The 20,729-nt window shown below is 66.0% G+C and carries 25 protein-coding genes and 1 tRNA gene; 11 read left to right on the forward strand and 15 right to left on the reverse strand.

The genetic code is table 11. From position 1 onward, the window contains the following. Positions 1-2 precede the first annotated feature (2 nt). The 10 genes from KYN89_RS11250 to KYN89_RS11295 form a co-directional block, all read right to left on the reverse strand. The gene (locus KYN89_RS11250; protein WP_248285190.1) at positions 3-662 is read right to left on the reverse strand and encodes a potassium channel family protein; all 660 of its coding nucleotides are present in this window, start codon (positions 660-662) and stop codon (positions 3-5) included. Beyond that, positions 652-2,019 carry a TrkH family potassium uptake protein gene (locus KYN89_RS11255; RefSeq protein WP_346727232.1) on the reverse strand — a complete coding sequence of 456 codons (1,368 nt, stop codon included), beginning with the start codon at positions 2,017-2,019 and terminating at the stop codon, positions 652-654. Before KYN89_RS11255 ends, KYN89_RS11250 begins: the two co-directional genes overlap by 11 nt. 37 nt (positions 2,020-2,056) lie before the next feature. After that, positions 2,057-3,058 carry a DMT family transporter gene (locus tag KYN89_RS11260; RefSeq protein ID WP_222825146.1) on the reverse strand — a complete coding sequence of 334 codons (1,002 nt, stop codon included), beginning with the start codon at positions 3,056-3,058 and terminating at the stop codon, positions 2,057-2,059. Continuing rightward, positions 3,055-4,626 (reverse strand): ABC-F family ATP-binding cassette domain-containing protein, encoded by a 1,572-nt coding sequence (locus KYN89_RS11265; protein WP_222825147.1) that lies wholly within the window; start codon positions 4,624-4,626, stop codon positions 3,055-3,057. Before KYN89_RS11265 ends, KYN89_RS11260 begins: the two co-directional genes overlap by 4 nt. A gap of 291 nt (positions 4,627-4,917) precedes the next feature. Beyond that, on the reverse strand, positions 4,918-5,388 hold the full coding sequence (locus KYN89_RS11270) for a hypothetical protein (protein WP_248285191.1): 471 nt from the start codon (positions 5,386-5,388) through the stop codon (positions 4,918-4,920). 66 nt (positions 5,389-5,454) lie between these two features. Next, complete coding sequence (ssb, locus tag KYN89_RS11275; protein ID WP_222825148.1) at positions 5,455-5,994, reverse strand: single-stranded DNA-binding protein; 540 nt, start codon at positions 5,992-5,994, stop codon at positions 5,455-5,457. Between the two features lie 100 nt (positions 5,995-6,094). Then, positions 6,095-7,939 carry a ferrous iron transporter B gene (gene feoB, locus KYN89_RS11280; protein ID WP_222825149.1) on the reverse strand — a complete coding sequence of 615 codons (1,845 nt, stop codon included), beginning with the start codon at positions 7,937-7,939 and terminating at the stop codon, positions 6,095-6,097. Positions 7,940-7,948: 9 nt separating this feature from the next. After that, positions 7,949-8,188, reverse strand: coding sequence for a FeoA family protein (locus tag KYN89_RS11285; RefSeq protein ID WP_054525192.1), 240 nt, complete (start codon positions 8,186-8,188; stop codon positions 7,949-7,951). A 60-nt stretch (positions 8,189-8,248) separates the two neighbouring features. After that, positions 8,249-8,923 (reverse strand): COQ9 family protein, encoded by a 675-nt coding sequence (locus KYN89_RS11290; protein WP_222825150.1) that lies wholly within the window; start codon positions 8,921-8,923, stop codon positions 8,249-8,251. 3 nt (positions 8,924-8,926) lie between these two features. Then, the gene (locus tag KYN89_RS11295; protein WP_029140395.1) at positions 8,927-9,547 is read right to left on the reverse strand and encodes an ankyrin repeat domain-containing protein; all 621 of its coding nucleotides are present in this window, start codon (positions 9,545-9,547) and stop codon (positions 8,927-8,929) included. A gap of 83 nt (positions 9,548-9,630) precedes the next feature. Between KYN89_RS11295 and KYN89_RS11300 the strand changes: the two genes are divergently transcribed. Genes KYN89_RS11300 through KYN89_RS11335 form a run of 8 tightly spaced genes read left to right on the forward strand, consistent with a single transcriptional unit; the run spans position 9,631 to position 14,471 of the window. Next, entirely contained in the window at positions 9,631-10,230 is a 600-nt protein-coding gene (locus tag KYN89_RS11300) for an SCO family protein (RefSeq protein ID WP_222825151.1), read from the forward strand. Continuing rightward, positions 10,218-10,658: a YcgN family cysteine cluster protein gene (locus tag KYN89_RS11305; protein WP_010236552.1), complete on the forward strand. Its 441-nt coding sequence runs from the start codon at positions 10,218-10,220 to the stop codon at positions 10,656-10,658. Before KYN89_RS11300 ends, KYN89_RS11305 begins: the two co-directional genes overlap by 13 nt. After that, positions 10,646-11,380 (forward strand): M48 family metallopeptidase, encoded by a 735-nt coding sequence (locus KYN89_RS11310; protein WP_346727233.1) that lies wholly within the window; start codon positions 10,646-10,648, stop codon positions 11,378-11,380. The genes KYN89_RS11305 and KYN89_RS11310 overlap by 13 nt, the downstream gene beginning before the upstream one ends. A gap of 53 nt (positions 11,381-11,433) precedes the next feature. After that, positions 11,434-11,886: a hypothetical protein gene (locus KYN89_RS11315; protein WP_222825152.1), complete on the forward strand. Its 453-nt coding sequence runs from the start codon at positions 11,434-11,436 to the stop codon at positions 11,884-11,886. Beyond that, positions 11,864-12,835, forward strand: a complete 972-nt coding sequence (gene ribD / locus KYN89_RS11320) for a bifunctional diaminohydroxyphosphoribosylaminopyrimidine deaminase/5-amino-6-(5-phosphoribosylamino)uracil reductase RibD (RefSeq protein WP_222825153.1) — start codon at positions 11,864-11,866, stop codon at positions 12,833-12,835. Before KYN89_RS11315 ends, ribD begins: the two co-directional genes overlap by 23 nt. Positions 12,836-12,845: 10 nt before the next feature. Further along, the gene (locus KYN89_RS11325; RefSeq protein ID WP_222825154.1) at positions 12,846-13,463 is read left to right on the forward strand and encodes a riboflavin synthase; all 618 of its coding nucleotides are present in this window, start codon (positions 12,846-12,848) and stop codon (positions 13,461-13,463) included. Positions 13,464-13,476: 13 nt separating this feature from the next. Beyond that, positions 13,477-13,962: a hypothetical protein gene (locus KYN89_RS11330; RefSeq protein ID WP_222825155.1), complete on the forward strand. Its 486-nt coding sequence runs from the start codon at positions 13,477-13,479 to the stop codon at positions 13,960-13,962. After that, the gene (locus KYN89_RS11335; RefSeq protein ID WP_222825156.1) at positions 13,959-14,471 is read left to right on the forward strand and encodes a GNAT family N-acetyltransferase; all 513 of its coding nucleotides are present in this window, start codon (positions 13,959-13,961) and stop codon (positions 14,469-14,471) included. Before KYN89_RS11330 ends, KYN89_RS11335 begins: the two co-directional genes overlap by 4 nt. Positions 14,472-14,648: 177 nt before the next feature. Here KYN89_RS11335 and map read toward each other — a convergent pair whose 3' ends face one another. Both map and KYN89_RS11345 read right to left on the reverse strand, forming a co-directional pair. Further along, positions 14,649-15,416, reverse strand: coding sequence for a type I methionyl aminopeptidase (gene map / locus KYN89_RS11340; protein WP_222825157.1), 768 nt, complete (start codon positions 15,414-15,416; stop codon positions 14,649-14,651). A gap of 1 nt (position 15,417) precedes the next feature. Further along, complete coding sequence (locus KYN89_RS11345) at positions 15,418-15,633, reverse strand: ParD-like family protein (protein WP_222825158.1); 216 nt, start codon at positions 15,631-15,633, stop codon at positions 15,418-15,420. On the opposite strand from KYN89_RS11345, the gene KYN89_RS11350 reads away from it, so the two are divergent. Beyond that, positions 15,601-15,921 carry a hypothetical protein gene (locus KYN89_RS11350; RefSeq protein ID WP_222825574.1) on the forward strand — a complete coding sequence of 107 codons (321 nt, stop codon included), beginning with the start codon at positions 15,601-15,603 and terminating at the stop codon, positions 15,919-15,921. The two genes, KYN89_RS11345 and KYN89_RS11350, sit on opposite strands and share 33 nt — an antisense overlap. Here KYN89_RS11350 and KYN89_RS11355 read toward each other — a convergent pair. The 3 genes from KYN89_RS11355 to KYN89_RS11365 all read right to left on the reverse strand — a co-directional run bounded on the left by KYN89_RS11355 (position 15,902) and on the right by KYN89_RS11365 (position 18,562). Then, entirely contained in the window at positions 15,902-16,483 is a 582-nt protein-coding gene (locus KYN89_RS11355) for a GNAT family N-acetyltransferase (protein WP_222825159.1), read from the reverse strand. The genes KYN89_RS11350 and KYN89_RS11355 overlap by 20 nt on opposite strands. Beyond that, positions 16,470-17,648, reverse strand: a complete 1,179-nt coding sequence (locus KYN89_RS11360) for an amino acid aminotransferase (protein WP_222825160.1) — start codon at positions 17,646-17,648, stop codon at positions 16,470-16,472. The genes KYN89_RS11355 and KYN89_RS11360 overlap by 14 nt, the downstream gene beginning before the upstream one ends. 71 nt (positions 17,649-17,719) lie before the next feature. Next, a complete protein-coding gene (locus KYN89_RS11365; protein ID WP_222825161.1) occupies positions 17,720-18,562 on the reverse strand; it encodes a DUF1134 domain-containing protein in 843 nt (280 codons plus the stop codon). 237 nt (positions 18,563-18,799) lie between these two features. On the opposite strand from KYN89_RS11365, the gene KYN89_RS11370 reads away from it, so the two are divergent. Together KYN89_RS11370 and galE are read left to right on the forward strand one after the other, a co-directional pair. Further along, positions 18,800-18,891: transfer RNA gene (locus tag KYN89_RS11370), tRNA-Ser, on the forward strand. A gap of 762 nt (positions 18,892-19,653) precedes the next feature. Continuing rightward, positions 19,654-20,667, forward strand: a complete 1,014-nt coding sequence (gene galE / locus KYN89_RS11380; RefSeq protein ID WP_222825163.1) for a UDP-glucose 4-epimerase GalE — start codon at positions 19,654-19,656, stop codon at positions 20,665-20,667. The last annotated feature ends 62 nt before the right edge of the window (positions 20,668-20,729 follow it).

Here is a 20,729-nt window from a genome sequence, read left to right on the forward strand (position 1 = left end):
CCCTACATGGCGGAGAACGCTTCGAGATCGTGGATCCGGCCCGAGACGACCAGTTCGTCCCCCGGGAAGATGAGCGTGTCGGGCACCGCGTGGATGAAATCCTCCCCCTCACGCTTCACGCCCACCACCGTCACATCGTATTTCTTGCGGCACTGGCTGGTGACCAGCGGCAGGCCCAGCAGCGGCTCTGGCGCAACCAGCCGCGCGATCGCGAATTCGTCGCCGAAAGAGATGAAGTCCAGCAGCCGCTCGTTGATCAGGTGAGCGACGCGCTCACCCATCCGCTGTTCGGGGAAGACCACGTGCGTCGCCCCGGTCCGCTCGAGAATGCGGGCATGTTTCTCATTCGTCGCCTTGGCCCAGATATTGGTCAGGCCCAGATCCGCGAGCGCCAGCACGATCAGCACGCTGGCCTCGATATCGGTGCCGATGGCGACAACGGCGGCATCGAAATCCTTTGCGCCCAGCCGCTCCAGCGTGGGCGTCTCGGTTGCATCCGCCTCGACCACCTTGGTCAGGTCGCCGGCGAAATGCTGGACCAGCGCAGGGTCGGTGTCGACCGCCAGCACCTCGTGCCCCATCCGCTCCAGCGTGCGCGACACTGCGCCTCCGAAACGGCCGAGGCCGATGACCATGATGGGCTTGCGTGTGTTAGCCGACAATCGGGTTCTCCTGCGGATAGCGGAAAGGCAGTTCGCGCCCGCCCAGCGCAAGCGCGGTGGCCACGGTGATGGTTCCCACCCGGCCGACGAACATCAGCACGATCAGCGCCAGCAGGCCGCCCGGCGGCAGCGCAGCGGTGATCCCGGTCGACAGGCCGACGGTGGAGAAGGCGGAGATGCATTCGAACAGGATATCGTCCAGCGGCAGGCTGCTGATCGAGGCGATGTAGGTCGTCGCGACGAAGATCAGCGTTGCGGACAGCACCGTCACCGCCAGCGCCTGCCGCTCTATTTCGCGCCCGAAGCGGCGCTGGAACAGGCCCGCATCCTGCCGCCCGAGAATCTCCGACAGCACGATCGCGAACAGCACGAAGAAGGTCGTCACCTTGATCCCCCCGGCGGTGCCCGCGCTGCCGCCGCCGACGAACATCAGGAAGAAGTTGGTCATCAGCGTCTCGTCGTGGAAGGCGCCGACATTCAGGCTGTTGAACCCGGCGGTGCGCGGCATCACCGAATGGAACGCGGCGTTGAGGATCTTCGCCCCCCACCCCATCGGCCCCAGCGTATCGGGATTGTCCCATTCCATCGCGAGGATCGCGAGGAAGCCCAGCACGAGCAGCGCGGCAGTACCGCCGACGGTGATCTTGGTATGAAGCGACCAGCGCCGCCACACGATGCCATTGGTCCGCAGGTCCTGCATCACCGGGAAGCCCAGCGCGGTGATGATGATCGACACCATGATCGGCCCGAGGAACAGCGGATCGTTCTGGAAGCCCATCAGGCTGTCCGAATAGCTGGAAAAGCCCGCATTGTTGAACGCGCTGACCGAGTGGAACACACCGTGCCACAGCGCGAGGCCGGGCGCTTCGCCATAGCTGGCGATCAGGCGCACGGTCAGGATGAGCGCCACGATCCCCTCCACCGCAATGGTGATGAAGAGGATCAGCCTGAGCGCGGTGAGCGCATCATGCGTCTCCAGCCGGCTGCGTTCCACCTGCGTTGCCATCCGGTCGCGCAGGCCAAAACCGCGCCCCGCCATCAGACCCAGCAGCGTGGCCGAGGTCATGATCCCGAACCCGCCGACCTGGAACAGCAGCAGGATCACCCCCTGCCCGAAGCCGGACCAGTAAGTCGGCGTATCGACCACGATCAGGCCGGTCACAGCGACGGCGGAGGTGGAGGTAAACAGCGCGGTCAGCAGCGGCGCGCGCACCCCGTCCACGGTTGCGAAGGGCAAGCTGAGCAGCACGGTGCCGATCGCAATCGCCGCCAGAAACAGCACGGGAATCAAACGAATCGGGTCGCGCAGCGCTTTCACGCTGCGCCAATGCGCCCAAGCCGCGCCGGAATAAAGCACCTTTACGAGCCCCACCCGACCGCACGGCGATCGCGGTTCAGCCCTGCTTTGCCCCGCGCACATTCTCCACGATCATCAGCACCAGCCCGGCGAAGACCAGGCCGAACCCGGCGAGGTGGATCCAGCGAAATGCCTCGCCCAGCAGCAGGTAGGACAGCGCCAGCGCGCTCAGCGGCATGATCGCCATCGCGCCCGCGGTCAGCGCACCGGGTGCCTTGCGCACACCATTATACCAGATCACCGGGGCCAGCCCCCCGGTCGCCGCGCCCCAGAAGGCGAGCGCGCCGAGCCCGAACCCGGTCGCCTCGCTGAAATCGAACGGGCGGCTGTCGAACACCAGCGCCAGCACCACGAACAGGATCGCCGCCATGATCGACGCGGCGAGCGTGGTTTCGAGCGAACTGATCCCGTCGGAAAGCTTGCGCGAGAGCAGCGTATAGGCCGCCTCCATGCAGATCGCCGCGCCGACTAGCGCCGCGCCCAGCAGCAGGGCATCGCCGCCCTGCCCGTCTCCGCTTCCGCGAAACAGGTTGATCACCGCGATACCGCCGACGCCCAGCGCCAGCGCGCCCGCCTTGCGCCAGTTCATCGCCGCGCCGAAGAACACCACCGCCCCGATCGCGGTCACTGCCGGCGTCGCGCTCATGATGGTCGATCCGATCACCCCCGTGGTCAGTCGCATCCCGTAGAGCATGGTCGCGGTGAAGCCGACCATGCCGAAGGCGGAGATCGCCGCGATCACGCCCCAGTCCGACCGCTGGACCTTCTCGAAACGATCGGTCGCAAACCACACGAACGGGGCGAGCACGATGCTGGCGATCGCCATCCTGAGGCACGAGGCGGTGAAGATCGAGAAATGCTCGCCAACGATCTTGCTCAGCGGGGTGGCCGTGCCGAACAGCGCCATGCCGCACAGCAGCTGGGCGATGGTCGTTGGCGAAGAGGATGTGTTTTGATTGGCCATGGTCGATAGCGAATCGACCATCGAGGCGCGCCAGAGTTCCGGGCCGGTGGCAAGCGCCATGCCTTTGCGGCTCACACCGCAACCGATCTTTCGATTCCGATCCGCTCGAGCAAGGACGGATCGTGGCTGACCACCAGCAGCGCCCCGTCGAAGTGTCGCAGCGCGTCCTCCAGCACTTCGAGCGACTCGATGTCGAGGTGATTGGTCGGCTCGTCGAGGATCAGCAGCCAGGGCGGGGTTTCTCCGGCGAGCGTCACCGCCAGCCCCGCACGCAGCCGCTCCCCACCCGAAAGCGTGCGCACGATGCGGTGCGCATCGCGATTGCGGAAGGCGAAGCGGGCGCATTGGGCATGGGCGCTCTCGACGTCGAGCTCGGGATGGCGGGCGCGCAGGTTTTCGAGAATGCTCGCCCGCGGGTCCAGCAGCGCGATATGCTGGTCGAGCATCGCGATCCGCCCATGCGCCCGATACACATCGCCCGCGACCGGATCGAGCTGCCCCGCCGCAATCCGCAGCAGGGTCGTCTTGCCAGCCCCGTTGGCACCGCTCAGCGCGACCCGCTCCGGTCCGTCGATCCGCAGCGACCACGGCCCCAGCCGACGGTTGCCGAGCGCTACCTCCACCCGGTCCAGCGCGAGCACGCTTGCGCCTGACGGCATCCCACTTTCGGGCATTTCGATCCGCAGCGGGGTAACGACCTCCACTCTGGCGCGCGCTTCCTCGGTGCGCTTGGCGGCATCTGCGATCAGCCGGTCGCTGGTCGACTGTTCGCGTCCGCCGGTGTTCTCCGCCCGCTCGGCACGGGCACCCAGCAGGATCTTCGGTTGCGATCCGCTTGCGGCCACGGCCCGCCCTGCCTTGTCGCGGCGCGCCTTGGCTTCGCGCCGTTCCTGCGCAGACCGCCGCGCCGATCGCAGCGCCGCTTCGGCGCGCGCGCTTTCCTGGGCAATTCGCTCGCGCTCCGCATCGCGTGCGGCAACGAACGCGGACCATCCGCCGCCGAAGCTGGTCACGCCGAAAGGTGTCAGCTCCACCATCCGGTCCATGTGTTCGAGCAGCTGGCGATCATGGCTGGCGACCAGCATGCCGCCGCGCCAGTCCTCCACCAGCGCCGCAATTGCCGCGCGTCCGGCGGCATCGAGATTGTTGGTCGGCTCGTCCAGTAGCAGAAGGTCCGACGCCTCCAGCCGCAGGCGGGCGATCCCGATCCGGGTCCGTTCCCCGCCGGAGAGTGTGGCTATTTTCCGGTCGAGCGGGATTTCGGGCAGGCCGACAGCTGACAGAGCGGCAGCGATCCGTTCTTCCAGCGACCAGTCGGCCTGCGCGAAATCATCTTCCGTCCCCTCTCCCGCCAGCACGCGGGTAACCGTGACCAGCCGATTGTCCACGCCGAGCGCGCGCGCAATCGTGTCTCCGGGCGGTAGATCCTGATGCAGCACGCCGAGCGTGCCGGACATGGTTATAGTGCCCGCTGCGGGCGTCGCCGCCCCGGCGATCATCGCGAGCAGGGTCGATTTGCCCGAACCGTTGCGACCGACCAGACCGACACGCTCCGCGCCGATCGACAGGGTCAGGTCATGGAAAAGCGGGCGGCCGTCAGGCGTGCGTGCGGAGAGGGAATCGAGCGTGATGAAGGAAGACATAGGGCACCGTGGCAAGGGTCGAGACAAGGCGGGTCGCGTTGTTCGTCCTGATGTTCACGATGGAGTTCCTTCTTTAGTTCGACCTCGAATGTATGCGCGGGGCGAAGCTGACGCAACCGGACAGCGCGCGTCCGTGGCCTGATTGCGCTGTCCTACACGGCCTGCGCACGGCATGATCGGTGCGTTCTTTGAGATCGTCGATTGCCTGCAGGAGGCGCCCTTTGGGAAGGGAGAGTTTTTGCTCCCCTGGACAGCGTGTCAGGTGTGTCAGGAACCCAACAGAAACCGCGATCAGAACGGAGCCGGCGGGCCGTAGAACATGTCGACCTCGATGATGCGGACCACGTCCCTGGGCCAGGTCATTGTGACGTCGAGCGTCCAGATCGGCGCGTTGTGGCCGTCTGGGATGAGGGTGAGTTGGTAGGTCGGAAACACCGCGCCCTCGCGCGATGTGCGCTCGATCTGCCAGACATGATCGAGGTCCAGCGCTACGAAGGCGTCGCGCGGTCCGATGCGGTTCTGGTCGTAGGATGCAGGCGCGCCGCTGGAGAGGTGGAAATAGGTCTTCTCGCCGTCTCTCAGCTTCGCCTGCTCGGCGCGCAGGGCATCGAGCATACGGCTCGCCTCCGCCGCGTCGAGAGAGCGCAGGTGCTGTGCGGGCGACTCAGCCTGTGGCTGCGACTGCGCGCACAGCATGCCGGGCACACACAGCGCGCCGGCGAGCGCTGCGATGGTTGCAAAGCGACGGGGGCGAACGGGCATCTTGCCGCATTGCCCCCTCGCCACTTTCTGCAAAGTGAACCCGGCCCCTACGGCCTGGAACGCCACCTAGAACGGAATGTCGTCTTCCAGATCGTCGTAATTGGCACCCCCGCCCGAGCCACCGCCCGAACCACCGCCGCCCTGGTTCCAGCCGCCACCCTGATCGCCGCCGCCCGAGCCACCGCCGTAGCCGCCACCCGAGCCGCCGCCACGCTGGCCGCCGCCGTAGCCGCCGCCACCGCCACTGCCACCCTGGGGGCCGTCGAGCATGGTCAGCGTGCCGTCGAAGCCGCGCAGCACGACTTCGGTGCTATAGCGGTCCTGCCCGTTCTGGTCCTGCCACTTGCGGGTCTGCAGCTTGCCCTCGATGTAGACCTTGCTGCCCTTCTTGAGGAACCGCTCGACCACGTTGACGAGGCCTTCGGAGAAGATCGCGACGGTGTGCCACTCGGTCCGCTCCTGCCGTTCGCCGGTGTTGCGGTCCTTCCACTGCTCGCTGGTCGCGATGCGCAGATTGGCGACCTTGCCGCCGTTCTGGAAGCTGCGGATTTCGGGGTCCGCGCCCAGATTGCCGATCAGCATGACCTTGTTGAGGCTGCCCGCCATGATTCGTATCCCTTCGTGTCTGTTGGGATGGGCCTAACTGACGGTGCGAGTCGCATCCAGAGCCGCTTGCGACTTTCCACCGGAGCGGACGCGGTTGGCGCTACAACCCCAGCGTCACCGCACTCCAGTAGGTGATGCCCGCGAAGATATAGGCCAGCGCGAACAGGTAGCCGACCATGAAGGCAGGCCATTTCCACCCGTTGGTCTCGCGCCGGGCGACCGCGATGGTCGAAAGGCACTGCGGTGCGAACACGAACCACGCGAGGAAGGCGAGCGCGGTCGGCAGGCTCCAGCGGGTGGAGAGCGTGCTGGCGAGGCCTTCGGCCTCGGCCTCCTCGTCGCTCGCATCAATCGCGTAGGTCGTTGCGAGGGCGGACACGGCAACCTCGCGCGCGGCCATCGCGGGGACCAGCGCCAGGCTGATCTCCCGGTTGAAGCCGATCGGTTCGAGCACGACGTTGAGCCCGTCCGCGATCTGCCCTGCGATCGAGACGTCGACCTGACTCTCGCCCGGCTCGGCCTGCGGGAAGCTGAGCAGGACCCACAGGATCACCGTGGCGGAGAAGATGATGGTACCCGCACGGCGCAGGAAGACCCATGCACGCTGCCACAGACCGATCGCGATGTCTGCGATGCTGGGCAACTGGTAGCGCGGCAGTTCCATGATGAAACCGGTCGCCTCACCCCTGGTCAGCGTACCGCGCAGCACCAGCGCGACGACCAGCGCCGCGACAATCCCTGCGAGATAGAGGCAGAACATCACCAGCCCCTGCAAGCCGATGCCCATCCCGACATCGCGCGCCGGAATGAAGGCGGCGATCAGCACGCCATAGACCGGCAGGCGCGCCGAACAGGTCATCAGGGGGGCGATCAGGATGGTGGTCAGCCGGTCCTTCGGATCGGCGATCGATCGCGTCGCCATGATCCCGGGAATGGCGCAGGCGAAGCTGGAGAGCAGCGGGATGAAGCTGCGGCCCGACAGGCCCACGCCAGCCATCAGGCGGTCCATAAGGAAGGCGGCGCGGGCCATGTAGCCGGTCGCCTCCATGATCAGGATGAACAGGAACAGGATGATGATCTGGGGCAGGAACACGACCACCGAGCCAACGCCCGCAATTACCCCCTCGGTCAGGAAATCGCGCAGGATGCTCTCCGGCATCTCGGCCTTGACCCACGCGCCCAGCGCACCGGCCCCCGCATCGAGCGCGTCGGACAGCGGCGCGGCCCAGGCAAACACCGCCTGGAAGATGACGAACAGCAGCACCAGCAGGATCAGCGGACCGATCCACGGGTTGAGGAGCACATTGTCGAGCCGGTCGCCGATCCGGCGCGCCCTGGAGGTCTGGAACACCGTCGCCTTGGCGATTGTGCGCGCCTCCAGCCGGCGCTCGGTCGCGTCCATCTTCGGACGATCGGCGAGCGTGCCGACCTGTCCGCGCGCTTCGGCGATCGCGGCCTTCAGCTGGTCGATCCCGCGGCGCCGCACCGCGACCGTTTCGACAACCGGCACGCCCAGCGCCTGCGACAGTACGGTGGCATCGAGCTTGAGCCCGTCGCGCTCCGCCATGTCGACCATGTTGAGCGCCACAATCGTGGGCTTGCCCAGCGCCAGCACTTCCTGCGCGAACACGAGGTGCTGTTCCAGATTGCCCGCGTCGAGCACCAGAACCAGAATGTCGGGCTCCGCCTCGCCGGGAAACTCGCCCTGCGCCACCTTGCGCGTCACGTCTTCGTCGGGGCTGGAGGCGTCGAAGGCATAGGCCCCGGGAAGGTCGATCGCTTCCATCTGGGTGCCGTCGGGCAGCGTCAGTATCCCCGCGACGCGTTCCACGGTCACGCCGGGGTAGTTGGCGATCTTCTGCCGCGCACCGGTCAGCTTGTTGAACAGCGCGCTCTTGCCGGCATTGGGGTTGCCGAGCAGCGCGACCCGGATCGTATCGCTCATAATTCTATCTCAGGCTTGTTCGAGCGAAATGGCAGCGGCCTGGACCTTGCGCAGCGCAATGGTCATTCGGCCGATCGAGACCGCAACCGGATCGCGCCCGCCGAACACGCCGTGGTGCGCCATCGACACCTCGACCCCGGGTTCGAAACCCAGCGCGCGCATCCGCTTGCCGTCGGCGGGCGGCAGAGCGTCCCAATCTATCGAAGCGATACGGGCGCGGTGACCAGGTTGCAGGCTTTCGAGCGTCATGCGGGCGCTTCTGACAAAGCGCACCGCGTAATGCAACTGATTATCAATACCGCGCCAGGTCTATCTTGCGGGATAGCGCAAACGTCCCAGCAGCCGCACGGGACTGAACCGCTCGCGCTCGCTGCCACCGGCCCCGCCCAGCAATTGCGCCTTGGTCTTTTCGAACTGCATGACGTTCTCGATCCTGCGGTCGAGAAAGGCGCGGGTCTCCGCCTTGTTGTCGCTTTCGTCGTCGAGCCACACCAGCAGGGTCGCGCTGTAGAGCGAAGCGAGAATCGTGCGTTTGGTATAATGGTTGTAGTCGGTCGCGGTATCGCCAGCCAGGCGCCACATCAGGTCCGCACTCCGCCAAGCACCACGCATCGACGCGACGACATTCTGCGGCATGGAGCCGATCGACAGCGCCCGGCGCATCGCTTCTTCCTGCCCGGCCACTGCGTCGAGCCGGTAGAGCACCAGATCGCGGATCTTTTCGCGAATCTTGCGGCTCGCTAACACCTCCTGCGGCAGGTCGCGCGCCATCGCGGCATCGATCGACTCGATCCACGCCGTTACCATGGCCATGGCGCCGCCTTTGAACGCAAGCCGGGCCAGCGCCGGATCGACGCCCTCCATCTCGGCGGCGGCCAGCAGCGCGGTTTCTGTCCATCCATCGAAGATCGCCGAGTCGGCGACCGCCGGAGCAAGCGCGAGGCGCAGTTCATCGAGGGTGAGGTCAGCGGCGTTGTCGATCATGGCTTAAAAGCTCGGTCCATATTGCTTCTTTCCGCCCTGCTTTGCTTCGGCGTCCGCATTTGCAAACGCCTCTGCGAGCCGACGGTCGCCGATCTGCGCGACATAGTCCCGCGCGGAGCGACCCGAATTGTCCGTCCGCTCAGGGTCCGCGCCATTGGCCAGCAGCACGCGAACGACCGGCACATCGCGGCCATGGACCGCGACGATCAAGGGTGTCTCGCCGTTCGATACCGGGTCGACATGCGCGCCTGCCTCCAGCAGTTCGGTCACACCTTCGACATGGCCGAGCCGGGTCGAGATCATCAACGGCGTCTCGCCCTTCTTGTCCGCAAGATTGGGATCCGCGCCATAGGCCGTCAGGAAGCGGATCCACGGCGTGTCGCGACGTGCGGCAACGATATGCAGCACGGTTTCGCCCGACGAGAGATCCCGCGTGTTGATCAGCGTGCCGATGTTCGGCTTCTGCACGATCTCGTTGACCACGGCCCCATCACGGTCGCGCACGGCTTTGAGCAGCTTGTAGCCGTCGGACTGCAGCCCGACCTGCGCCACCGCCACGCCGCTTAGCGCGACGAGCGAGAGCACCACGATCCGGGCCCAATTGCGGAAAAACGCAGGCGACACCTTAAACACTCCTGTTATTGCCCCTATCCTTGATGCAACAGACCTCGATCACCCGCCGTTAGCAGAGGCTGAACTTGATTGCCATGAGCGCACGCGTCCTTCCCTTGTCCATTTTTGCCGCGTTCGCGCTGGCGCTGTCTGCGTGTTCGCAAAGCACCCAGCCGGCCGGCCCGCCGCCGCTCGAAGGGGCAGATATCGGCGGGGACTTCACCCTGACCGGCGAAGATGGCAAACCCGTCTCGTGGAGCGATTTCGACGGCCAGTACCGGACGATCTATTTCGGCTACACCTTTTGCCCGGATGTGTGCCCGGTCGACGTCCAGCGCGCCATGGCGGGGCTCAAGCGGTTCGAGGCAAGCGATCCGGAACGTGCCGCGAAGGTCCAGCCGCTGTTCGTCAGCGTCGATCCTGCGCGCGACACGCCCGGGGTGCTGACCGAGTTCACCGACGCGTTCCACCCGCGGCTGATCGGAATGACCGGCAGCAAGGAGCAGCTCGACAAGCTGACCAAGGATTACGCCGCCTATTACAGCATCGGCGAGCCGAACGAGGCAGGCGGCTATCTGGTCGACCACACCAGCATCACCTACCTGTTCGGCCCCGACGGAAAGCCCATCGCGATTTTGCCGACCGATGCCGGGCCCGAAGCGGTAGCCGAGGAACTCGACAAATGGGTGCGCTGAGGGAGCGCTTCTGGGAACGGCCGCTCGCCGACCTGAACCGCGCGGAGTGGGAGGCACTGTGCGACGGATGCGGGCGCTGCTGCCTGCACAAGCTCGAAGATGAAGATACAGGCGAGATCGAGGAGACCAACGTCGCCTGCCGCCTGCTCGATTGTTCGACCGCGCGGTGCAGCGACTATCCTAACCGCAAGGCATTCGTGCCAGACTGCCTGCAGCTGACGCCCTCTCTCGCGGGCAAGCTGCCTTGGCTCCCTGAAACCTGCGCCTATCGCCGCCGTGCCGAAGGCGAGCCGCTGCCGCGCTGGCATTATCTGCTGACTGGATCGCGCGAGGATGTGCATCTCGCGGGTGCGGGCGCAGCCGGGCGCGTTATTTCGGAGACCAAAGCCGGCCCGCTCGAACACCATATCGTCGAGTGGAGCGACTGACGGTGATCGACTGGCTGCCCGAGCCGCGCGATCCGATGGTCGCGCTGGCGGGAGGCGAGCTCCCGCTGATCGTGCGCCGCCATCCGCGCGCGAGACGGATGACCTTGCGGCTGGCCGATGATGGCGAGGGCGTGCAGGTCACGCTGCCGCGCTGGGGCACCACGCGTGAGGCGCTGGCCTTCGCGCAAGACCGCGCGGACTGGCTCGAGGCACAGCGGGCGAAGCGCCCGGTTCGCATCGAGCCCGCGCCGGGCGGCACGCTGACCTATCGGGGGCAAGACCTAGCGATCGACTGGCACGCCGACCGTCCGCGCAAGGTCGTACTCGGCGATGGCGCGATTCTGCTTGGCGGCCCGCGCGAGACGCTTTGCCCCCGGCTAAAACGCTGGATGCAGAACGAAGCGCGCGCGCTGCTGGCGCAGGACCTCGCCTTCTATGCGGCGCGCGCGGGTCTCGCCGTGCCCGATTTCGCGCTCAGCAGTGCGCGGCGGCGGTGGGGTAGCTGCTCTTCGGACGGTACGGTCCGGCTCAACTGGCGGCTGGTGCAGGCGCCCGACCCTGTGCGCCGCTCGGTGGTGGCGCATGAGACCGCCCACCGCGTCCACTTCGACCATTCGCCACGCTTCCACGCCCTGCTCGGCGAGCTGTTCGAGGGCGACCTTCCCGCCGCCGAGAGCTGGCTGAAGGCCAACGGGCGGGCGCTTTTCAGCGCCTTCGGCTGATCCCGGCGACATCCGCTCTGGCGGGTCGCGCATGCAGCCCTTATGTTGGGCCAATGCGCATCAGCCCCAAATACGACGTTGCCGGAGGCGTCGGCGACCTGTGGAACGAACTCAGGCGGCCCCAGCCCTACCGCTGGCCGATCCTGCTGGCCTCCTGTGCCTTCCCCGCGTTCTTCCTCTATTTCTTCGCGCAGGAGCGTGTCTACGCGCCGCCCGCCAAGCCGGACATCGTCTACGTCACCACCTTCGCACCTGACCGGAGCGAGGACGAGATCGTGGCCTCCAACATCGCCAATCAGGAGCGCAAGGAAGCGCGCCAGCGGCTGCTGGACGCCCAGCTCGAGACCCGGCGCGAGATGTACCGCGCGCTGGGCCAGGCGACCGGGCTCGATACCGACAAGATGGAAGCCGAGATCGCAGCGGAGCGTGCGCGCGAAGAGGCTGCCACGAAGGCACAAGTGGACAAGGCGCTGGGCCGGACGGTTGACGATCAAGACGCCGAGTGATGCGCGCTGGCTCGCCGCCGCCGCGCGTCTCGCGCTGCGCGGTCGCCCGGCGAGCAGCCCCAACCCTGCGGTCGGCTGCCTGATCGTGCGCAATGGCCGCGTCGTCGGGCGCGGCTGGACGCAGCCCGGCGGACGTCCGCATGCAGAGGCAATGGCGCTGGAGATGGCGGGCGATGCCGCCACCGGCGCAGACGTCTATGCCACGCTGGAGCCGTGCGCGCACCAGTCGCCGCGCGGCCCCGCCTGTACCGACCGCCTGATCGAGGCACGCCCCGCCCGCGTAGTCATCGGCCAGGTCGACCCGGACCCCCGCACCGCCGGACAGGGCATCGAACGGCTGCATGCAGCCGGGATCGAAGCCGTGCTTCTGGGCTGCCCGCACAGCGCGGCGAGCCTTGCCGGATACCTCACCCGCGCGGCGTTTGGTCGACCGCACGTGACGCTCAAGCTCGCCATGTCGCTCGACGGGTGCATCGCGCTTGCGGATGGCACCAGCCAGTGGATCACCGGCGAGGCGGCGCGCGCGCATGTCCATTCGCGCCGCGCGCTGGCCGACGCGATCCTCGTCGGCGGCGGCACCTGGCGGGCGGACAGCCCACGCCTCGATGTCCGCCTGCCCGGCCTCGAGGATCGCAGCCCTGCGCGCTGGGTGCTGACCTCGCAGCCGATCGAGAGCGCGCAGACCATTGCCGCGCCTGCCGATATCGCTGCCATCCCCGCGCAGTACCTCTACGTCGAGGGCGGCGCGCAGGCTGCTGCCAGCTTCCTCGAAGCCGATCTGGTCGAGCGGCTGGAGATCTACCGCGCGCCGATCCTCATCGGGGATGGCCTGCGCGCGCTGGGCGGTCTGAACCTCGCCGAGCTTGCACATGCGCACGGACGCTGGCAGCCGGTCGAGACACGCCAGCTCGGCGCAGACACCTTCGAGGCTTTTGCCCGCACCCGCTAGAGGACCCGCCATGTTCACCGGTATCGTCACAGCCATCGGCACCGTCGCCGCGATCGAGCAGCGGGGCGACCTGCATGTGCGGATCGCCTGCCCGTTCGACCCCGAGCGGATCGCGATCGGTGCCTCCATCGCCTGCTCGGGCGTGTGCCTGACCGTGACCGAGCGCGGCGGGAGCGCAGGCGATGCCTGGTTCGCGGTCGATGTCTCGCAGGAGACCGTCAGCCGCACCGTGCCCGGCCAGTGGGAGGAAGGCCGCAAGCTCAACCTCGAACCCTCGCTGCGGCTGGGTGACGAGTTGGGCGGGCACCTCGTTACCGGACATGTGGACGCGGTCGGCGAGGTGGCCGAGCGGCGCAGCGTGGACGGATCGATCCACTTCGAGATCCGCGCGCCCAAGGCGCTCGCCCCGTTCATCGCGGCCAAGGGCTCGATCACCGTCGACGGCGTCTCGCTGACGGTCAACGCGGTGGAGGACGAGGCGGACGGCTCGGCCCGCTTCGCGCTCAACATCATCCCGCATACCGGCGAGGTGACGACGTTGGGCGCGCTGGCCGAGGGCGACAAGGTGAACCTCGAAATCGACGTCCTCGCTCGGTATCTCAAGCGGATGCAGGCGCTGGCGGGCTAGAGGGAGCCTGACGATGATCGCTTACGGGCTTTTGTTGGCGCTGGCACTGTTCATGCGCTTTGGGCCGGACATCCCGTTTCGGCGGATGCTGAACGGACATCTGGTCGAGCGGCCGGTCGCGCTGCTGCTGGCGCACAAACGCTATCAGTACCTCACCGTGATCGTTGCGGCGGCCATGCTGCTGCTCGGCGGCGAGATGGTTCTCCTCTTCGGGCCCGAGCTGATGCTGGCCTATGCCGCCGATGTTGCGCTCTATATCGACCTGGTGGTGGTCGCGGCGGCCAGTACCTCATGGACGCGGACGCGGGGGATGCTCGCACGCTGGACGCCACGCTTCGGGCGCAATCCGGCCGACAGGCGCAAGGGCAGCGCGGCGACGCCGCGAGCCAAGCGGACGCAGCGTGCACCGGCGGCGCTCTCCACGGCCAACAACGACGATAGCGACCGACCCTACGCGGCGTTCATCGCAGCTCCCCGGAGCTATGCTGCTGCGGCATGACCGAGATCAGGACCGAGCGGCTGCTGCTGCGGCCCGCCAGGCCCGACGACCTTGAGGCGTTTCACACGATCCTGAGCGATGCGCGCGCGACCGCATACTGGTCCACGCCGCCGCACACCGACATTGCCGAAACGGAAAGCTGGCTCGCCGCGATGCTCGCCATCGATCCGGCCAAGGGCGAGGATTTCACGATCGAGCTGGATGGGCGCGTGATCGGGAAGGTCGGCCTGTTCGAGTTTCCCGAGATCGGCTTCATCCTGCACCCCGATGCCTGGGGCAAGGGCTACGCGGGCGAGGCGCTTCGTCCTGTGCTGGACCGCGCCTTCGCGGTGCACGACCTGCCTTTCGTGGAGGCCGACGTAGATCCGCGCAACGCGGCCTCGCTGCGGCTGCTGCAACGCATGGGTTTCATGGAAACCGGTCGCGCGCAGCGCACCTGGAAGGTGGGCGACGAGTGGTGCGACAGCGTTTTCCTGCGTCTGACGAACCCGAGTCGCGATGCGCAATAGCCACCGCACTACCGCCGATCGGGTGGCAGCCTGACACACCTGACACACAGTCCAAGGGAGAGAAATCTCCGCAGTCCCTGCGCGGTTGATTTGGGGCCTTATTCGACACTGTAAAAGAGCAGATCGCAGGCTAGCCGCACCCTTTCATGTAGGACAGCGCATAAGCAGCGCCTGGCGCTAGACGCGTACCGTCTCGCCCTGCCTCAGGGTCAGCACTTCGACGCCATCCGCCGTCACCGCCACGGTATGTTCAAACTGGGCGGAGAGTTTCCCGTCGCGGGTCACGACCGTCCAGCCATCGTCGCGCGTCACAGTCGCCGCGCGGCCCAGATTGACCATCGGTTCGATCGTGAAGGTCATCCCTTCGCGCAGGCGCAGGCCCCTGCCCGGCCGCCCGTGATTGAGCACCTGCGGCTCCTCGTGCATCTCGCGCCCGATGCCGTGGCCGCAATATTCCCGCACCACGGTGCAGTTGTTCTTCTTGGCGTGTTTCTCGATCGCGTAGCCCACATCGCCCAGATGCGCGCCGGGCCGGACCGCGCGGATGCCCGCCCACATCGCATCCTGCGCCACGCGGGCGATCCGCCTGCCCTGCGCCGAGACATTGCCGACCAGGTAGGTCTTGCTCGAATCCGCAATGAAGCCGTTCTTCTCCAGCGTGATGTCGAGATTGATGATGTCGCCATCGCGCACGATCACATCGTCGGACGGCACGCCGTGACACACGACCTCGTTGATCGAGCAGTTGAGCACGTATTCGTAGCCGTACTGGCCCTTGCTCGCCGGGCGCGCGGCGCAATCCTCGCGAATGAAGCGCTCCACCAGGTCGTTGATCTGCATGGTCGAGAGCCCTGCGAGGTCGACCGTATCGAGCATCTCGAACACCGAGGCGAGCAGCCGCCCCGACACGCGCATCAGTTCAAGTTCTTCGGACGTCTTGACCATCTCAGGCAGCGGCGCGGGCGTCGCCCTCGCCTTCGGCCTCGCTGGCGAGAGCAAGCTCGCGCTGCACAATATCGTTGAATGAAAGCGTCGGGTTTGCCTCGGCCAGCCGCCCGATCTTCATCCAGAACTCCGCCTGCGCGTTGATCGAGCGGCACATCACCGTGCTCGCCCGGCGCACCTGCTCGTGCAGTTCATCGTCGATCTTCACCAGACCCATTGCTCAACCTTTAAACGATTCGACTACGAAGCGTATATGCATCGCCTACCTGGTCTGTCCAGTGAGTCGCTGCGTGTCGATCACCGCCGCGCAGAGGCGGTGGCTTTCGCGCCCGAGATCGCGATGGCGCGTGTGGCCTTTGCAAAATTCCGCAGGATATCAATCTCTTCAGGGGAGAGGACCACCGGCCCGGCGTTGCAATCAGTGCGCATGACCAGGCAAGCCGCCACAGCGCTGAATGTTCCCCGAGGGCTTCGGAAAATTCTTTTTATTCAGAGGCTTGCATAAGCGGACCCTGCGCAAAGTCCTCGCGCGAGATCGCATAGACCAGATGGAGCACGCGCTTGCCCTGATGTCTGGAAAGTTCGGTTCGCCGGGTGCGCTGTGCGCCGATATTCTCCAGAGCGATGCGGCTGCGCCAGTTCGCCTCGCCCACGCGGAAATCGACCCGTTCGACGCTTTCCAGCGCATGGGCCAGCATCAGCCGCTTCACCTCGCGGTTGGCCCCCGTCCCCCAGTATCGCGGGGCTAGGAAGGTCCACCCGATCTCGACCGAGCTTTGCTCTTCCTCGTCATCCTCTGCACTCTTCAGCGCCTGGAATCGCGACGAGCCGATGATCGTGCCGTCGCGCGTGTCGATGATCGCGAGCGCGCCGCCCTTGGCCAGCGCATCCTCGAAGAAGGCGCGAAAGACCTCCTCGCGCCAGCGATCGGTCATCGGGTGCTGTTCCCACACCGCCGGGTCCGACGCGATCGCGTAGAGCGCGTCCCAGTCGTCGGCCCGCAGTGGCCTCAGCGCAAACCGCTCCCCTTCGAGGAGCGGCTGGCGATCCAGCTCAGCCGGCGACATCCGCCAGCGCGGCGATGAACTTGTCGATATTGCCCTTGGTCAGCCCGGCAATGTTGATCCGCCCCGAACCCGCCATGTAGACCGCGTGATCCTCGCGCAGCTTGGCGATCTGGTCCTTGTTCAGCGGCAGCATTGCGAACAGGCCGTTCTGCTCTTCCAGATGGGCGAGCGGCACGCCCTCCACCTTCTTCTGCGCCCCGGCCAGCGTGGCGCGGACCCAGCGCAGGCGCTGGCGCATGCCATCCAGCTCATCGAGCCATTGCTGGCGCAGGTCTTCGTCGCGCAGCACGATCCGCACTGCCGCACCGCCGTGATCGGGCGGCATGGACCAGTTGGCGCGGGCGAGCGCGGCGGCGTTGGACATGGCAGCGGGCATCTGTGCAGGCTCCGCAACCTTGGCGTAGAACGCGCCCACACGGTCGCGGTAGAGGCCGAAATTCTTGTCGCAGCTATAGGCGATCAGCGCATAGGGCACTTTGGCCAGCACCTTGCGCAGGCCGGCCGCGTCTTCCTCCAGCCCTGTGCCAAGGCCCTGATAGGCGCTGTCGATGATCGGCAGCACCGGGCTGTCGGCCAGCGCGTCGGCGATCGCATCCCACTGCTCGTCAGTGTAATCGATGCCCGAGGGGTTGTGGCAGCACGCGTGGATCAGCACCGCATCGCCTTCGCGCGCCTGCCGGATGATCCCCAGAACCGCGTCGAGATCGGCGCTGCCGTCATCGTTGGAGTGGTGGAAGGTGACTGCTTCCAGCCCGACGTCCTCAATGATCGGGATATGGTTGGGCCAGCTGGGCGTGCCGACATGCACGCGGGTCACACCCGCACGCTCGGCCAGAGCAATCGCGAGACGCACCGCGCCGGTGCCGCCCGGCGTCTGCACCCCTTCGATACGCCCGCCCATCGTCGCGTCGGAGCCGAAGATGATCGGCATCAGCGCATGGACGAAACCGCGGTCGCCTTCCGGGCCAAGGTAGCTCTTGGAAACCTGCTCTTCCCAGAGGCGCTGTTCGGCAGCCTTGATCGCACCGAACACCGGCGTCGCGCCGTCGTCGGTACGATAGACGCCAACGCCAAGGTCGATCTTGTCCTCCCGCTCGTCAGCGGCGAACTGGGCGATCAGCGCGAGCAGCGCATCGGGCGGAGTGTCTTGCAGGCGGTCGAGCATGCGCGTCCCATGCTATCGCACGGGCGCGAGAGCAACCGCTAATATCGGCAGGTTTTCAGGTTTCGCGCCTCTCAGAAGGGGAACCAGCGGTGTTCCTTGGAAAACTTCATGTAGCCTGCGTTGATCCCCAGCCGTAGCCCTGCACCCATGCGGATCGGAATCAGCACCGTATCGCCCTTGCGCAGGTAGCTGGCGGTCAGCCCGCCGATGAAATAGGCCTGCCCCTCGCCAGCCGGGAAGCGCTCGTACAGATCCTCGGTATCGAACAGGTTGTAGACCAGCACGAAGGTCTTGCCGCCATTGGCGCCGACATCGAACCCGATCGACGGGCCGGTCCAGTACACCGGACGCTGCCCCTCGACCTTGTGGTACAACGTGCCCGAGCCGTAGCGCGCGCCGACGAAGAACGCGCCCGATGCCTCGCGCCCGACGATATAGCCGTTGGGCGTCCCCTGATCGGCGAGGATCTTCTCGATCATGCGCGCAATGCCTTCCGCGTTCTCTCCGAAGAAGCCCTGCGCTGCGCCGATCAGATCGTCGTCCTGCCAGGTGCCCGGAGGGGCGGTTTCGGTGGGGATCGCGGTATAGGCAGGCGCGGTGCCCTGATCGTAGCCGGGCTGGCCCTGATCGACAGAGGTGCCGGTGGTCGCGCTATCGCTCTCGGGCGAAAGGTCGCTCCATGCGGACACCCCACCCTGATCCTGCGAGGGCGGCGCTGTCTCCTGGCCTGTCGCGGGCTGAGTGGAAGGGTCACCATAGACCGGCGGTTCGCCCGGGTTTTCTTGCAGATCGCCATCGATCGCCTGGTTCGGGTCGACCCGTTCGATCGGCTGCGCCGCGAGCGGAGTGGCCGCCATCGCGATGGCCGCGGCCACGAGGGCGATCATACGCCGGATGCTGGCAGTGCGGGTCATGCGCCTCGCTCCTTGTAGACAGTAGGGCAAATGAAACTCTGGTTTCCCCGTGCGTAGCGTGAATCGCATGAACCTGCGGCATCAAGGGGAGAGGCGGCGAAGCGAATCGAAAACGCGCCGAAACGAGTCCGGTGCTCGCGATTATCATTCCGGTGTCACGCAGCCCTTGTGCCGCCCCGCCCTGCTGGTTATAGCGCGCGCCTCGCGACCCGGACCAATGGGTTCGGAAGCGTGTGCGGAGACGTGGGTGAGTGGCTGAAACCAGCTCCCTGCTAAGGAGCCATACCTCTATCGGGGTATCGAGGGTTCGAATCCCTCCGTCTCCGCCATTCTTTCGATCTCGCGGCAATTCGCTTCGCTCAGGCCTCCGATGGGGAGGCCTGACGGTCGGTCGCGCAGTCGCGCTCCTGCCGGAGAGTTCGAGCTTCGTCTCGTACCCTCCGCCATTTCGTCTTCATATCGCGAAGCCGCGCCCGCTCAATCGATCGCTGCCCCCCCATTTTTCCAGCTTGCGGTAGACGGTCGAGGGGCCGACATCGAGCGTCTTCGCCGCCTTCCATGGCATTTCCAAACTTTAGACCTTCGGGATCGGTACAGGAGGCTGGTTCCGAACGATTAAGCGAGGCCCGCGTAAATCCATAATGCTACGGTCTACGAATGCACGTAGAACCTCCTGTTTCAGCATCCACTCCACGCCGGCCTTCCCCGGCAGTGGTGAGCAAGAAATCGCTCGGTTACGGACGCGTAAGAGCCTCAGGCAGCACAGTAATAGCGCCTCATTTCGCAAGTCAGCAGACATCCGCGCTCGCTTGAAAAGACCCGCTTCGCAGAACTCCCGTCACCGAGAAAGGACGGCAAACCATCCCCTGAAAACAATCAATTGCAAGCTCCAAAGGCACGAACCGCCTCCAGATTTAAGCCCAAGCCCGCATCGCGCTCGCAATCGACATATCGGACCGTGACGGTCGAGAAGGATGAGAATGGTTGAAACAAACCGACCGCGATAAATTAACGGATCTGCATAGGTGTTGTGAATAGAGGCTTGGCTTGATCAGATCCCAAGTGGACGTAATTGAGAACCCATGCAGAGAATGGATAAAAGCCCCACCCTCGTAACCGGCGGTGCAGGCTATATCGGTAGCCACGCGGTTCACGCGCTGCGCGACGCCGGCCGCCCGGTGGTGGTGATCGACAATCTTTCAACCGGCTTCCGCTTCGCGGTACCGGAGGACGTCCCTTTCTACGAAGGCGATATCGCCGACCGCGATCTGCTTGCACGTGTCTTCGCCGAACAGGGCATGGGCGATGGCAAAGGGGCAGTGATGCACTTTGCAGGCTCGATCATTGTGCCTGAATCGATCGCCAAGCCATTGTGGTATTACGAAAACAATACGGTGAAGAGCCGTGGCCTCATCGAGGCGGCGGTGGCGGCTGGCGTGCCCCATTTCCTGTTCAGCTCGACCGCGGCGACCTACGGCGTGCCCCATGTCTCGCCGGTGACAGAGCAGACGCCGACCGTGCCGATCAACCCCTATGGCTGGTCCAAGCTGATGACCGAGCAGATGCTGGCGGATACCGCCCATGCGCATCCGATCAACTTCTGCGCCCTGCGTTACTTCAACGTCGCCGGGGCCGATCCGCAAGCGCGCACAGGGCAGTCGACCGCGGGAGCGACACACCTGATCAAGGTCGCGGTCGAGGCCGCGCTGGGCAAGCGCGAATGCGTCAGCGTGTTCGGGACCGATTACGACACGCCCGACGGCACCGGCGTGCGGGACTATATCCATGTCAGCGATCTGGCAGCGGCGCATGTGCTGGCGCTCGATGCGCTGATCGCCGAGCCGGAGCGGTCGATGACGATGAATTGCGGCTACGGGCGCGGGTTCTCCGTGCTCGAAGTGCTCGACGCGGTGGACCGGGTGACGGGCGGCCAGATCGAACGCGTCTTTGGCGAGCGCCGCGCGGGCGACCCGGCGATGCTCGTCGCCGACAGTTCGCTGCTGCGCGCGACCGTTCCGTGGACGCCGCGCCACGACAATCTCGACAAGATCATCGAACATGCGCTGATGTGGGAAAAGAAACTCACCGAATTGCGCACCTCCTAGCGGCTTCAAGACCTGACACCGCGCAACACGTCGACCCGCAGTGCCGTCGACCGAAGCGACCA

This window comes from Alteriqipengyuania abyssalis, assembly GCF_019857185.1.
Taxonomy (GTDB): Bacteria; Pseudomonadota; Alphaproteobacteria; order Sphingomonadales; family Sphingomonadaceae; genus Alteriqipengyuania; species Alteriqipengyuania abyssalis.

What these genes read in the sequence shown, in the direction of transcription:
- KYN89_RS11265 (WP_222825147.1), bottom strand. Translation starts at nt 4,626, where the DNA reads ATGTCTTCCTTCATCACGCTCGATTCCCTCTCCGCACGCACGCCTGAC.
- KYN89_RS11270 (WP_248285191.1), bottom strand. Translation starts at nt 5,388, where the DNA reads ATGCCCGTTCGCCCCCGTCGCTTTGCAACCATCGCAGCGCTCGCCGGC.
- ssb (WP_222825148.1), bottom strand. Translation starts at nt 5,994, where the DNA reads ATGGCGGGCAGCCTCAACAAGGTCATGCTGATCGGCAATCTGGGCGCG.
- feoB (WP_222825149.1), bottom strand. Translation starts at nt 7,939, where the DNA reads ATGAGCGATACGATCCGGGTCGCGCTGCTCGGCAACCCCAATGCCGGC.
- KYN89_RS11285 (WP_054525192.1), bottom strand. Translation starts at nt 8,188, where the DNA reads ATGACGCTCGAAAGCCTGCAACCTGGTCACCGCGCCCGTATCGCTTCG.
- KYN89_RS11290 (WP_222825150.1), bottom strand. Translation starts at nt 8,923, where the DNA reads ATGATCGACAACGCCGCTGACCTCACCCTCGATGAACTGCGCCTCGCG.
- KYN89_RS11300 (WP_222825151.1), top strand. Translation starts at nt 9,631, where the DNA reads ATGAGCGCACGCGTCCTTCCCTTGTCCATTTTTGCCGCGTTCGCGCTG.
- KYN89_RS11305 (WP_010236552.1), top strand. Translation starts at nt 10,218, where the DNA reads ATGGGTGCGCTGAGGGAGCGCTTCTGGGAACGGCCGCTCGCCGACCTG.
- KYN89_RS11315 (WP_222825152.1), top strand. Translation starts at nt 11,434, where the DNA reads ATGCGCATCAGCCCCAAATACGACGTTGCCGGAGGCGTCGGCGACCTG.
- KYN89_RS11325 (WP_222825154.1), top strand. Translation starts at nt 12,846, where the DNA reads ATGTTCACCGGTATCGTCACAGCCATCGGCACCGTCGCCGCGATCGAG.
- KYN89_RS11330 (WP_222825155.1), top strand. Translation starts at nt 13,477, where the DNA reads ATGATCGCTTACGGGCTTTTGTTGGCGCTGGCACTGTTCATGCGCTTT.
- KYN89_RS11335 (WP_222825156.1), top strand. Translation starts at nt 13,959, where the DNA reads ATGACCGAGATCAGGACCGAGCGGCTGCTGCTGCGGCCCGCCAGGCCC.
- map (WP_222825157.1), bottom strand. Translation starts at nt 15,416, where the DNA reads ATGGTCAAGACGTCCGAAGAACTTGAACTGATGCGCGTGTCGGGGCGG.
- KYN89_RS11345 (WP_222825158.1), bottom strand. Translation starts at nt 15,633, where the DNA reads ATGGGTCTGGTGAAGATCGACGATGAACTGCACGAGCAGGTGCGCCGG.
- KYN89_RS11355 (WP_222825159.1), bottom strand. Translation starts at nt 16,483, where the DNA reads ATGTCGCCGGCTGAGCTGGATCGCCAGCCGCTCCTCGAAGGGGAGCGG.
- KYN89_RS11360 (WP_222825160.1), bottom strand. Translation starts at nt 17,648, where the DNA reads ATGCTCGACCGCCTGCAAGACACTCCGCCCGATGCGCTGCTCGCGCTG.
- KYN89_RS11365 (WP_222825161.1), bottom strand. Translation starts at nt 18,562, where the DNA reads ATGACCCGCACTGCCAGCATCCGGCGTATGATCGCCCTCGTGGCCGCG.
- galE (WP_222825163.1), top strand. Translation starts at nt 19,654, where the DNA reads ATGGATAAAAGCCCCACCCTCGTAACCGGCGGTGCAGGCTATATCGGT.